The organism is Marinifilum sp. RC60d5 (assembly GCF_052400665.1).
Taxonomy (GTDB): Bacteria; Bacteroidota; Bacteroidia; order Bacteroidales; family Marinifilaceae; genus JBQTGK01.
In genome coordinates this window covers 458,560-471,656 of sequence record NZ_JBQTGK010000002.1, presented here as the reverse complement: position 1 = coordinate 471,656, position 13,097 = coordinate 458,560, and the positions used below count along the sequence as shown (strand labels likewise).

The 13,097-nt window shown below is 35.1% G+C and carries 11 protein-coding genes; all 11 read right to left on the bottom strand.

The features are described 5' to 3' along the window. Position 1: 1 nt before the first annotated feature. Entirely contained in the window at positions 2-1,168 is a 1,167-nt protein-coding gene (locus ACT3CE_RS05980) for a mannose-1-phosphate guanylyltransferase (RefSeq protein WP_444708851.1), read from the bottom strand. A gap of 286 nt (positions 1,169-1,454) precedes the next feature. Then, complete coding sequence (locus tag ACT3CE_RS05975) at positions 1,455-2,597, bottom strand: GDP-L-fucose synthase family protein (protein ID WP_444708850.1); 1,143 nt, start codon at positions 2,595-2,597, stop codon at positions 1,455-1,457. A gap of 593 nt (positions 2,598-3,190) precedes the next feature. After that, the gene (locus ACT3CE_RS05970) at positions 3,191-4,339 is read right to left on the bottom strand and encodes an adenylyltransferase/cytidyltransferase family protein (protein WP_444708849.1); all 1,149 of its coding nucleotides are present in this window, start codon (positions 4,337-4,339) and stop codon (positions 3,191-3,193) included. Between the two features lie 229 nt (positions 4,340-4,568). Then, complete coding sequence (gene gmd, locus ACT3CE_RS05965; protein ID WP_444708848.1) at positions 4,569-5,729, bottom strand: GDP-mannose 4,6-dehydratase; 1,161 nt, start codon at positions 5,727-5,729, stop codon at positions 4,569-4,571. Positions 5,730-5,733: 4 nt separating this feature from the next. Beyond that, positions 5,734-6,696, bottom strand: a complete 963-nt coding sequence (locus ACT3CE_RS05960; RefSeq protein ID WP_444708847.1) for an NAD-dependent epimerase/dehydratase family protein — start codon at positions 6,694-6,696, stop codon at positions 5,734-5,736. Positions 6,697-6,698: 2 nt separating this feature from the next. Then, positions 6,699-7,439 carry a glycosyltransferase family 2 protein gene (locus ACT3CE_RS05955; RefSeq protein ID WP_444708846.1) on the bottom strand — a complete coding sequence of 247 codons (741 nt, stop codon included), beginning with the start codon at positions 7,437-7,439 and terminating at the stop codon, positions 6,699-6,701. Between the two features lie 145 nt (positions 7,440-7,584). Next, positions 7,585-8,700, bottom strand: coding sequence for a glycosyltransferase family 4 protein (locus tag ACT3CE_RS05950; protein ID WP_444708845.1), 1,116 nt, complete (start codon positions 8,698-8,700; stop codon positions 7,585-7,587). 17 nt (positions 8,701-8,717) lie between these two features. After that, positions 8,718-9,020: a hypothetical protein gene (locus tag ACT3CE_RS05945; RefSeq protein WP_444708844.1), complete on the bottom strand. Its 303-nt coding sequence runs from the start codon at positions 9,018-9,020 to the stop codon at positions 8,718-8,720. Positions 9,021-9,182: 162 nt separating this feature from the next. Further along, positions 9,183-10,274 (bottom strand): glycosyltransferase, encoded by a 1,092-nt coding sequence (locus ACT3CE_RS05940; RefSeq protein WP_444708843.1) that lies wholly within the window; start codon positions 10,272-10,274, stop codon positions 9,183-9,185. Positions 10,275-10,278: 4 nt separating this feature from the next. Then, a complete protein-coding gene (locus ACT3CE_RS05935; RefSeq protein WP_444708842.1) occupies positions 10,279-11,583 on the bottom strand; it encodes a hypothetical protein in 1,305 nt (434 codons plus the stop codon). A 14-nt stretch (positions 11,584-11,597) separates the two neighbouring features. After that, complete coding sequence (locus tag ACT3CE_RS05930) at positions 11,598-12,719, bottom strand: hypothetical protein (protein WP_444708841.1); 1,122 nt, start codon at positions 12,717-12,719, stop codon at positions 11,598-11,600. Between the last annotated feature and the right edge of the window lie 378 nt (positions 12,720-13,097).

Sequence of the window (13,097 nt, the reverse complement as noted above, 5' to 3'; positions counted from 1 at the left end):
ATTAAGATTTAATTTTTAATAAATTCATAACTGCTGCCCGAAATTCTTTAATGCGCTGTTCTTCTTCCTTCTTACAGATCAATAAAACCTCATTGTCCTCTACAACAATGTAATTCTGAAGCCCCTGAATTACTACTTTTTTATCTTTTGGCATGTTTACTATGCAATTCTCTGCTTCGAATAGTTGCACTTTTTCACCTACCACAGTATTACCGGCTTCATTTTTCTCACGTTTTTCCCAAAGTGATCCCCAGGTTCCCAAATCGGACCAGCCAAAATCTGCTGGTTGCACAAAAATGTTATCTGCCTTTTCCATGATACCATAATCGATGGAGATACTCGGACAAAAAGGAAACATGCTATCGATAAATTCCTGTTCCTTATCGGTATTCAGATACTGCTTTCCCTTGGTGAAGATTTCCTTTAAATCAGGCAGGTGCCTGTCGAATGCCCTGCTAATACTACTTAAAGACCACAAAAAAATGCCGGCATTCCAAAAATAATTGCCATCCTCTACATACTCCTTAGCGGTTTGCAAATCAGGTTTCTCCTTAAAGGCCTGCACCTGCAAAGGCTTCTCCTCTGCTTTAGCCTGCGGCGGATGATTGGTCATGGTCTCGTAAGAATTGCCCTCCGAGCCAATATGAACACTCTCATTCTTAATTTTTAATTCTTCCTGATTAATTGTCTGAATGTACCCATATCCCGTTTCTGCTTTATGGGGCGCTATGCCCAGAGTTAGCAAGACATCTTCTTTTTCGGTAAAAGCCAATCCGTTTTCGATTACCCGGATAAACTCTTCTTCCTTTGTAATCAGATGATCGGATGGAGCCACCACCATATTGGCCTCTTTGCACAAGCCCTTTATCTTGGCACAAGCATAAGCAATGCAGGGCGCAGTATTTCGCATGCAGGGCTCCAGCAAAATATTCGATTCCAACAATTCGGGACACTGCTCTGCTACCAGTTGTTTGTATTTGGCAGAGGTGACAATCAGAATGTTTTCGGCAGGAGCAATCGTTCTGAAACGAGCCACCGTTTGCTGTAAAAGTGTTTTCCCAATGCCCAGAACATCCAGAAACTGCTTGGGCTTCTCCTCGGTGCTCATGGGCCAGAAACGGGATCCTATCCCTCCGGCCATGATTACTATATAGTTGTTTTTGTTCATATAATTACGAATTTGATGCTAATTACAGCGAATTTCACTACTATTTAAATGGACTAAATATCAAAACAAGCGTAGAGTCCAAGAATCGAAAAGTCAATTACTCTTTTTTACATAAGAACTTCATCAAGTTGGCAATCGCAGCTGACAGATGACTTGCTCTCTCTCTTGGCTCCTTAGCTTTTTCATTAATAATGTAATTAAGGTCTTCAGCTAAATAAAGCATACTTTTTATCATCAGCCATATCAATATTTTTTTAGACTTTTTAACTCTTCGACTTTTAAAACTTTATTTCAAATAATGCCCATACATCAACTTAATTCCTTCTTCCAATTCAATGCTATGTTTCCAGCCTAAAGCGTGAAGTTTTGAAGGATTCGTTAGCTTACGCATGGTTCCATCAGGTTTTGTTGTATCAAATTCGATGGTTCCTTTGAAGCCAATTTCCTTCTGTATGGTTTCAGCCAATTGACGAATACTCAATTCTTTTCCGGTTCCGATGTTAATATGAGTGTTGCGCACTTCGTGCGACGCAGATTCCGCTAATTTTGATGAATTACACGAATGTGATTCTTCCATGACATCTGCAAAATCTCTGTTCTCCAATAGGAATACACAAGCATCTGCCATGTCTTCCGACCATAAGAATTCACGCATTGGTTTCCCCGAACCCCATAAGTCCAAACGGATGTCATTGCGAGAGCTCTGCTCGTGGCAATCTGTTACCATCTGTACTCCGTACTTATTTAGCAGCTCTATAATTTCCTTTTCTTCTGCATTTCCATCAACCCCCTCAACAGGACGACGATTTAGGTCTTCACGAATACCATCCCAATTCTTCTCTTCCAGGCATTTTGCCAGATGGATTTTACGAAGCATAGCAGGCAACACATGGGAAGTCTCCAAATTAAAATTGTCGTTGGGTCCATACAAATTGGTTGGCATCACCGAGATATAGTTGGTGCCATACTGCAAATTATAAGCCTCACACATTTTTAAACCTGCAATCTTGGCAATGGCATAAGGCTCATTGGTGTACTCCAGGGTATCGGTCAACAAACAATCTTCAGACATGGGCTGAGGAGCCATCTTCGGATAGATACAAGTCGATCCCAAAAATAAGAGTTTCTTCACACCATGTAAATAGCTCTGATGAATGACATTGTTCTGCATCTGCAAATTCTCGTAGATAAACTGCCCACGATAGATACTATTGGCCATGATACCGCCTACTTTAGCAGCTGCCAACACCACGTACTCGGGTTGCTCGGCATCAAAAAATGCTTGTACTGCCGGCTGATCCTGTAAATCGAGCTCAGCATGGGTACGCGCAACTAAATTGGTATATCCTTTGGCTTGCAAGTTCTTTACAATGGCTGATCCTACCAAACCACGATGACCTGCAACGTATATTTTTGAATTCTTTTCCATTACATTCTTTATTTTTTTATTCTCTCTACGCGAACTTTTCATGACCTTCGGAGAGATCTCCCTATAAATCGGGATCGCCAGCGAAGGAGGACACCGCGAGTTTACTGGTCCCGACATTTCGAGATTCTCCTCGAGCCGGAGGGGCTCTTCATTTTTGGCTTGAACCAAAAACGAAGCAAAAAGTTCAAGACTGCAACAATCGGTGACCCATCACGGTTTAAAAGCTAAACAGAATAATATTCCCTCGTTCCTCACTCATGGAATTCTGTTCTTAACGCTTTCTGCTCCTATGGGGCCCCACCTGCTTTGTCCATGTCAGGCTGCCCTGTTTCGGCTTTTATATTCTTATTTATTCATTTTTAATTGTTAATTAATCAGAGCCTCACATTCCTCAAACAAGTCAGGTTTCTTTACGCGAAATCATTCAGATTTTCTTTACGCTCTTTTCTCTGATGCGGATCCTACCGCTAGCATTCGTCATGCTGAACTTGTTTCAGCATCTCCTGCTTTTATTCCTTTCTCCAGCTTTGCTGGTCCCAACATTTCGGGATTCGGGCAAACTACCACGAGCTCATATTGGAAATCATAGAAACTTATGATTCTTTTCGGCGAATTTTAATCTTCATGGCTCCAGGTATTTCTTCTTCCGATACCAATACGAGGTAACCACCTCCTCCTGCTCCTGCCAACTTCCATGCCTTTGCTTTATGTGAATAGGATTCAATTACTTCCTTAATTTCATTCGACAGCATGTGTGGAAACATTTTTACCTGAGCTTCAAAAGAAGACTTGACCTGAGAACAAAATGCTGCAAAATTCTTCTGCAATATGGATTCCCAACAAGTAGCCGCTGCATTGGCCAATTCTGATACCGTATCCGGATTGATCTGTGTATCCTTTAATAGATTCAAACCGTTTTTACGGGGCCATAGCATCACCATATACAAACGATCTTCCAGCCATTTCAGGGTCTCCTCATCGTGAACCGACTCGATTTTCTCTGGCCAATACTTTTTATTGTAATAATGACGATTCAATCCTGGCATACAAATGCCAATTGAATCCTGAGCGCCCGAAACCTCTACCCGTCCTGGTTCATTCTCAAAATGAAAAAGAAGTTTGGCCAACTTTTCAGCTTTCATGGCCGGCAACTGAAAGGGCCATAATTTTTTTGCAGCATTCCGTGTAGAGGTAGACATGCCACTTCTTTCGTTGTATTCCACAATAGGCTCCAAAGAAATGGTAATGGCCCAACCTGGATGGTATTTAGAAACATAGGGCTGATCGATCCAGGTTCCTGCCAAATCAAGGCGATAGGGAATCTGACACTTGCTATCATTTCGCAATGATGTGGTTGAGCGCGCAGGTAATCCCGATTCAGGAATGCGATTCAGTACGATGTAGTCAATGCCCAGCTCCCGACACAAAGCGGCTTTAGAAGGGGAATTCCCATCCTCATTTACCAGAAAAATATCGGGACGAAATTTTCTAACATCCTCCTCAAAATCCATCATATCCGATCCACTATTGATCCATCCATCGGTCACAAAACGAATCGACTTCACCATATACAAGCGCTCCTGCTCACTGTTAATGGTCTCCCGACCTTTCAGCGTCCTGATGGTTTGATCGGAACCAATGCCCACATACAAATCGCCATAAGTAGCCGCCTCCTTAAAGAAGGCCACATGACCACTGTGAAGCATATCATAACAGCCTGATACAAATACCTTTTTTTTCATTATTCAATTGTTTTTTCGAGCTTCCCAATTCATTATCATATTTCTCTTTGCAGGGAGATTGCTTTGTCGTCATGCTTCCTCCTCGAAATGACGGCCTTTGATTGTCATTGCGAAGGAGTCTAAGCGACTGCGCTAATCTATTGATTATTGAGTCTCCCTTTAATTACACTACCCGATTCGGGGAGATTGCCACGGCTTCATTCTTCAGCCTCGCAATGACAATAAGGAATTACTCAAAGTAATTCATCACCTGATAACCACCCGCTTTCAGGTAAGCATCCTTCTTGAACAATTTGATGTCTGATTGCATCATGTCTTCAACCAAACCGGCCAAATCGTATTCTGGTTTCCAACCCAATACAGTATTCGATTTTGTTGGATCACCAATTAACAAATCAACTTCGGTTGGACGGAAATATTGAGGATCAACTCCTACGATTTGTTCTTCTTTGGCTGCACGTGCTTTGATTGCCTCTAAATACTGTGCTCCTACTCTTTCGGTAAACAAGGCTTCATCAACAGCTACCAAATGTCCTTTTTCCTCTACTCCTTCACCTCGGAATTCAATGCTTAAACCCACTTCTTTACCTGCTAACAAAATAAAATCACGAATACTGGTTGTAATTCCCGTAGCAATCACGTAATCCGAAGGCTCATCCTGCTGAAGAATGGCGTGCATGGCACGAATGTAATCTTTCGCATGTCCCCAATCTCGTTTCGAACTTAAATTTCCCATATAGGTTTGCTCCTGCATACCCAAAGCAATACGGCTCATGGCACGGGTTACCTTACGGGTTACAAAAGTTTCTCCACGAATTGGTGATTCATGATTAAACAGAATTCCGTTTGATGCATGCATTTTGTAAGCCTCACGGTAATTCACCGTAATCCAGTAGGCGTACATTTTAGCCACCGCATAAGGTGAGCGTGGGTAGAAAGGTGTCGTTTCCTTTTGAGGAACTTCCTGAACCAAACCATACAACTCGGAAGTTGAGGCCTGATAAATACGAGTTTTTTCTGTTAAGCCCAACAAACGAACTGCCTCCAAAATACGAAGGGTTCCCAAACCATCTGCATTCCCAACATATTCAGGTGTTTCGAAACTCACAGCTACATGCGACATGGCAGCCAAATTGTAAATCTCATCTGGTTGTACTTCCTGAATGATACGGGTAATATTCATCGAATCCGTTAAATCACCATAATGAAGGATAAAATTTCTATCTTCTACGTGTGGATCTTGATAGATATGATCAATACGATCAGTATTAAATAGTGAAGAACGACGCTTCAAGCCATGTACTATATATCCTTGCTTCAATAAATATTCTGATAGGTAAGCTCCGTCCTGACCGGTAACTCCCGTAATTAATGCTACTTTTTTTGACATTATTTTATTTTTTTAATTTTTTATCAACCTTATTAGATCTTATAACAAAACCATCTATTGTTTTTTTAATACCTACTTCTGCTTCAATTGGTAGAGAAGCACACAATACAAGTTGTAACTTCTTAGTAGAAACAATATAGTTTTCAGTCAATTTATTCAATCTCTCTGTGTTTAATGGTAAACGAAAAACATCACCAAATTTAGCCAAAAAATTGACAAAGCCTTTTGGAAAATACCACAAGCGGGGTTTACGTCCCACCCCTTCTGAGATGATCTGAATAAGCTTGTTCGTTGAAAGCCATTTTTCATCAGCGATATTGTAAGTCCCAGAGCTAATATTATTGTCAATAAAAGATTTGAAAATAAAACAAAGATTTTCAACTGATACAAATGAACGCTTATTCTCAAAAGACGCTAAAGGCCAAGGAATCCCCTTTGATACAAAATTATAAAGTAAATTTAAATTTCCTTTATTACCAGGACCATGAATCATGGCTGGTCTAAAAATATATAAATTCTTATTTTCAGGTAAGACAATTGAATTTAAATAGTCCTCTGCTTTTATTTTTGACTTTCCATAAGCTGTAATTGGATTCGGAATAACCTCTTCTGTTAATTCACCATTAACAGTGTCAGCAACAGCCTTAACTGAGCTCATCATAAAAAATTGAGTTGCCGAAGAATGTTGATACCAATTATATATTTTCTTCGTCAAACCATAGTTAATATCGAAATAGGATTTTTCATCACAAATATTCTTCAAATCGTGAGCCTTACCTGCCAAATGAATGACAACATCAATATCCTTAATTTCTCCTATATTATCCCACGAATAAATCTTTTCGACACCTTCAATATTATCGAAAACAATATCTAAACCCAAAAGTGTATAATTATTTTTTGGAGAAAAATATTTAACAAGATTTTGACCTACAAAACCAGAAATTCCAGTGATTAATATTTTCATAATTAAGATATAAACTCTTTAATTTTTAAAAACTTATAAAAAAGATATCTAACTAAATTAAAAGGTATCTGATTCTCTTTAAAGGCTCGCCTAAGTTCCTTTGTAATAATAATAGTACTTTTTATTCCTTGTGTACTTACACCACCGGTAAGCATTCTAACCATATATTTATCAGTAAATCTAGATCTCACTTTATTTAGTTCTAAAAACCGAAGCATTAACTCTACGTCAGCTGCTATTTTATAATCAATTTTGTATAAGCCATATTTATCATACAATCCCTTTTTACAATAAAAAGTTGGGTGTGCAGGAGACCAACTCTTAGAAAAAAGTCCCTGTTCATACGGCTTAGATTTCCATTTACGAGTTATCTTACCTTCTGAATTAAAAAACACTAAATTTCCATATACACAATCAATTTCTTCAGATTCAAACACATCAACTAAGTTTTGAAGCACATCATTATCATAAAATAAATCGTCTGAATTTAAAATGCCTACAATATCACCCGTCGCTAGATTAATACCTTTGTTCATGGCATCGTAAATGCCTTTGTCTGGTTCAGAAACAATTTTACTTACACGATTGGGTAAAGATTCGATTATATTAACCGTATCGTCTTTTGACGCACCATCAATAATAATGTGCTCAATATCCAAATATGTTTGGTTATTTACTGAAGCAATACAATCTTCTATAGTTGCAGAACTATTATAAGTAACTGTAATAATTGATATTTTCATTCTGAAATAGTCCTTTCTTTTATTATGGTAACAAGGAAACAGTTAGGTATTGCGTTTCCGAAAAAACCAGTACCACTGGTAATTAGGAGAATTTTGTTTTTAAACATTTTTTTATTTATAATGTTATTGAATAATAATATTACAATTAGGCTACTACAGATTGCCATATATCCAACATTTCTTTCCACACAATAGGCATCGAATACAAATAATTTACCCGTTCTTGAGCATTTTGCCCACATTTAATTGCATAATCCTGATTATTAAGCATTTTTAAGATTGCTTTTTTCAATTGTTCTTTATTTTTTGGCTCAATGCAAATCCCATGGTTTTCCCCATTTTTAATATCTAGCATTTCCGGAATAGCCCCAACGTTTGTAGTAATAATTGGGCATCCGCAGGCCATACTTTCTAAAATTACATTTGGAAACCCCTCGGTATAGGTAGGTAATACAAATACACCGGCCGTAAGCATTTCGTGCAGAACAACGTTGTAGGGCTGATTACCACATATTTCAAGCCAACTGTTATCGCCAGTATCAAGGCAATTAAATATTTGGTCTTTCATGTTTTCATTTACATGCCCCAACATTTTAAGCTGAATACCAGAAATCGATTTACATACTTCCACCAATTCAAAAATGCCCTTTGTTTCCAACAGCTGTCCCACAAAAATAATTTTTCGTTCCTCTTTTATTGCATTTTTATGAGCGACAACGTATTCGTTTACAAAAGGTGCGAGCGGATTAGGCAATAGGACAACATTTGTGAAGCCTCCTTTTTGTAAGGCAATATACGATTGCTTGTCAATTACCACTATTTTATCTGCCAAGCCAACCACTTGTCGCAACAGCTTGTATTCCCAATTTTGTTTGATGCACAATTCTGGAATACGTCCAAAACGGAAATGCACAATCGTACGGATGCCTTTGCGTCTAGATGCTTTCAACAATAATAAATCTTTAAGCAAACTCAATGATCCACTGGATACAATGTGTGAAATATCAGGCTTTTCATTTTTGATAACTTGCTTGTACTGGCCATAAATATGAAAATAATCAATAATCCCCAATCGTATTCTTTTCATTTTTGAAACATAACCGATAAAATGTTTTCGGGGCATAGGAAATAAAATCAAATCAAGTTGATCTTCTTGAAAATTATTATAATAAGCCAAAATATGTTCTGTCCAACGCGAGATACCACCAGATGCACCAGGTGGTGGAGTGCAAAGTAAAACTTTTAGTTTTTTATTTATCATTTGTTATTTATCATTTGTTACCGTACAATTTTCTCTAAATGTAATCTCTTAGGATAAATTAGTTGTTCATGTTGCATAATCTGTTCTGGTACAGTCCGATATTTTATTTTTTTTACTGGCAATCCTCCAACTATTGCATAGAGTATTACATCTATATTTACAATTGCACCTGCAGCCACAGTTACACCATCACCAATATGAACTGGCTTATCGTCTTCGAGCCTTTTATCTTTTACAAAATAATCAGTAATAAACTTGCCAACTATATCATAACGATGATCCCCCTCCTCTAATTGTAACATTTGGAGCAAAAGCAACATTATTACCTATGTAAATATGACTAATAGTTGCAACAAAACTTGAATGTTATCCAAATACCAACATTTTCATCTATTGGTTGAAAGGAATTCCTAAAAACATACATTAGAAGTCTATCATATATATTTCCTATCAGAATAATTATTTGTGCAAATGGTTTCATATTATTTATTGATTGTATTTTCCCAAAGGTCAATTATTTTTTCAGAATTAAACAAAACTTTAGATTTCCTTTGTGAACATTCACCCATTTTTAAAATATCATCTGCTGTTAAATTTAATAATTTTCGTAATGCAACAGCTATTGCATTAGGAGTCGTTTTCTCACAAATCACACCATTAGAATCATCAATAAATTGATTGTAATCTGATACTCTTGTCATGATAATTGGTTTCCCAAAGCTCATACTTTCACAGATAGTATTAGGTAACCCCTCAACAGTGCTAAATAATCCAACAAAATCAGCCGCATGCATTTTATTATAAATATCGTTAGTAGGCCCGTGTAAAGAAATAATATTTCCTAATTTATTATTCTTAATTAAATCTATTGAATCATCATAAATCCCCATACCCTCTATAGAATCAACATTCTTTCTACCATACCAATCAACAGAAAACCTTTTTCTTTCCCCACTATTCAATAAAGCTAGGGCACTTATTAAACCAATAGAATTTTTTAAGCCCTGATAACTCGCAGCTACAACTATATGAATTTTACCATTTCTCAAAGGTGTGTATATAGAGGTAACCTTAGATAATATAACCGTATTATAAATTACATGTAACTTTTTATTGAATTTAGGATAATATTTTACCCACATTTTTCGCGAATTCTCAGAGTTACAAACTATGGAGTCAGAATATCGCTGAAACCAATTAAAAATTCTATTCTTTCTAGTATTAAAAGTAGATTCCTTAGAACTTCTCTCACTCGTAATTACATTCCAATTTTTGCCACCAATAGCAGCAAAACAATTTAAAAAATTAGGTGTATCCATAAAAGATATCACAGCATCATAATTACCACAACGAATAAACTTACGAATACGAAATATTCTCTTGATTATATTAGTAGAAGAAATAGTTGTAATAGGAATACTATTATCTTTTAAACTTTGTTTGAAAAAATCCCCCTCAGAGTATACTAAAAAAGAAACCTCATAGCCTATCTTATTTAGTAAACTGGCAACAGTTGTCATTTGACGCTGTGCACCACCTGAACCAAGACTATCAATTAAAAATAATATTTTCATTCTTTTAATATTTAATAAATAAATACAGTACACATAAGCCTAAATAAGCAAATATCGAAATGATCACATTGTTTTTAAAAAAAGTTGGATAATTATAATAGCCATAGGAAAAAATTAGATAAAGGACAGGATACATACAAACCAATCTTCTAGGATTCATATTCGAAGTATTGGCAAATAAAAAAATAATAAATACTATACCTGTATAAAGAAGCATGGTAGGAATATTTTTTCGATATTCTTTTACCCAAATATATTTAACCGTTCCAAAACAAACAATAAACCAAAAAAAAGGAGATATCATTTCAATAAATCCATCAATTGATTCAAAAATATTATTAGAATCTAATAATTGATTCCAAGATGGGAAAGGTGAAATTTGTGAATATATCACTATGACTAATTGCTTTATACCAACAGGTAAACGCAATAAATATTTAGCAAGTCCCCCCTGCTCTGTTAGTCCTGATGTGAATTCAACATATCCTTCCATAGTTGACATAATTGCTTGAATATATACTATGACTACACTAGCCACAAATATACCGACAATCAAAATAAGAACGATTAAAAATTTACGCACATACTTAAAGTTTTCTCTTTCCTTTGATTTTTCATAAATATACAGTACAGGCATGAAAGCCATAAACAAACCATGCTCTAATCTAAATTGTATGGTAATAAGAACAATACCTACTAGAAGTATCAACTTCCTTATTGAGAATGAACTAAATAAAATTGATAATCCCCATATGTATAAAAAATTAATTTGTACATCTCTTGTTATTTTCCCGCCAGATAATATCAAATACGAACAAACAACATAAACAAGAACATATTTGAATGATTCTTTAGTGGGTATATATTGCTTAATAATTTTATATAAATATATAGAGCATAAAGATGCAACAAAAGCCGAATTCATATATTGAATTAAAGGAGAATTACCACAGAGATAATTATTCGCAATATATGCAAGAAATCCTCTATAAAAATGAGCTCCTTCATTTTCAATATGTATTCGATATTTAAAACAAACTTTATAAATAGAAGAAATGCTTGGCTTTTCTCCTAATGACTGAGCAATACCAAAAAAATGCTGTTCATCTAAACTAATAAACCGAGAACCTCTAGTCAAATAGCCCCAATAAATTATAGCTACGTAAACTGAAAAAACACTCAATGAGATGAAAAATAATTGCATTGCCTTTATTCTATCATCATCATTTTTAAATATATTGAGTGATATAGTGACACCTACCAAAATATAAACAATATACGAGGCTACAATGTTAATGAAACTATCCATAAAAAATCTTTCCTTTATCTAAATCTGTATGATTTTACACTTTTCAAATAACTACGATAATCTATAAAAAGCTCAACACAATATATGTTTTTGGATAAAAAACATATAAATATCGATTTAAACATAGATAAGAACTTATATTTCTTCAAACGTTCTACCAAAATAGTTAATAAAACAAAATATTGAATATTTTCTTTCTGTTTAATATTAAAATCCACAGTCAAGTTATTCATACATTTGTATGAAGCTTCAGATAATGAAACTCCAGCCATATCAGCAATTGGTAAAAAACCTTCCGGTCTGGTACTCATCTCAATAAAATAATAAGCATTTTCATACTTTTTAAACTCTAAACCTCCAACTCCTACATAATCAATGGATTTTAAGAAATGCTTACAAATAGTAGATAGTGTGATATCTTTTTCTGTAGTACCGATAGTCATTATTCCATTAGTTTGCATGGTTTTGTTTCCCATACACTCTAAAATGTCACCATTCTCATCTCTATAGAAGATATAAAATTTGTGTGCTTCATCTTCACCAGGGATGTATTCCTGACACAAAACTGTACCGTTACACATGGTTTCGTCGTGGAACATATATTCAAACGACTCTTTGTCAAGAATTTTAAATTTATAACCAACTTTTACATTTGAAGAAATAGGTTTTACAACAATAGGAAATGAAAAGATTTTCAGAATGTCAGCTGTATCTTTCAAACAAGTAATAAGCTTACTTTTAGGTATTAGAATACCCTGTCTTTCTGCTAAACGTTCTGCATCCCCCTTTTTATTATATCCTTTTACTATTTCATCTGAAGGTAAACACAAATCAAATATTTTTTCAAATTCTCCTCTATTTTGGCTAATTAATAAACATTGTTGATCGGTAGTTGAATATAATATTGGTTTAATTAAAAAATTCTTTTCCAACACTAATTGTTTGCAAAAAGTCAACAATACACTAGACTGCACATAGTATACTTCATTTACAAACTTAGATGCTTTATATAATTTAGCAAACTTCTCATTGAAAGATATCAGATATACTTCTGCACCCAATTTATGAGCACTTTTGCACAATGATAAAACACTTCCCATGGTTGTACCTGCTAAAATAATTACTGATTTCATCATTTTTTTTAAAATTATTCTAGGTATTTAACTATTTTTGCTGATATACTAGCAAATAACATCCCACTTGACATATCTTTATTGACAACAGCTCCTACTATAACTACTAAATAACAATATTACTATAGAGTTCAATGGTAATTTTAACATCACTTGATATACAACTAACAGTACAAAAGGCAAAACAACTATCATTCTTATTGGTGACTTTCTTTTTCATTTATTTGTCTTTAATATCATAAATATGACTTACTAAATTTAGTAATATAAAAATTAAACAATTTATAACGGTTTAAATATGGTGCGTTTGGCATTAAATGCTCCAAACTTTCTACTTTATTTATTGCTATAATTTTCAATTTTAGTACTATCTGCAAAATA

What these genes read in the sequence shown, in the direction of transcription:
- ACT3CE_RS05980 (WP_444708851.1), bottom strand. Translation starts at nt 1,168, where the DNA reads ATGAACAAAAACAACTATATAGTAATCATGGCCGGAGGGATAGGATCC.
- gmd (WP_444708848.1), bottom strand. Translation starts at nt 5,729, where the DNA reads ATGTCAAAAAAAGTAGCATTAATTACGGGAGTTACCGGTCAGGACGGA.
- ACT3CE_RS05940 (WP_444708843.1), bottom strand. Translation starts at nt 10,274, where the DNA reads ATGAAAATATTATTTTTAATTGATAGTCTTGGTTCAGGTGGTGCACAG.
- ACT3CE_RS05950 (WP_444708845.1), bottom strand. Translation starts at nt 8,700, where the DNA reads ATGATAAATAAAAAACTAAAAGTTTTACTTTGCACTCCACCACCTGGT.
- ACT3CE_RS05945 (WP_444708844.1), bottom strand. Translation starts at nt 9,020, where the DNA reads ATGTTGCTTTTGCTCCAAATGTTACAATTAGAGGAGGGGGATCATCGT.
- ACT3CE_RS05935 (WP_444708842.1), bottom strand. Translation starts at nt 11,583, where the DNA reads ATGGATAGTTTCATTAACATTGTAGCCTCGTATATTGTTTATATTTTG.
- ACT3CE_RS05960 (WP_444708847.1), bottom strand. Translation starts at nt 6,696, where the DNA reads ATGAAAATATTAATCACTGGAATTTCTGGTTTTGTAGGTCAAAATCTT.
- ACT3CE_RS05930 (WP_444708841.1), bottom strand. Translation starts at nt 12,719, where the DNA reads ATGATGAAATCAGTAATTATTTTAGCAGGTACAACCATGGGAAGTGTT.
- ACT3CE_RS05955 (WP_444708846.1), bottom strand. Translation starts at nt 7,439, where the DNA reads ATGAAAATATCAATTATTACAGTTACTTATAATAGTTCTGCAACTATA.
- ACT3CE_RS05975 (WP_444708850.1), bottom strand. Translation starts at nt 2,597, where the DNA reads ATGGAAAAGAATTCAAAAATATACGTTGCAGGTCATCGTGGTTTGGTA.
- ACT3CE_RS05970 (WP_444708849.1), bottom strand. Translation starts at nt 4,339, where the DNA reads ATGAAAAAAAAGGTATTTGTATCAGGCTGTTATGATATGCTTCACAGT.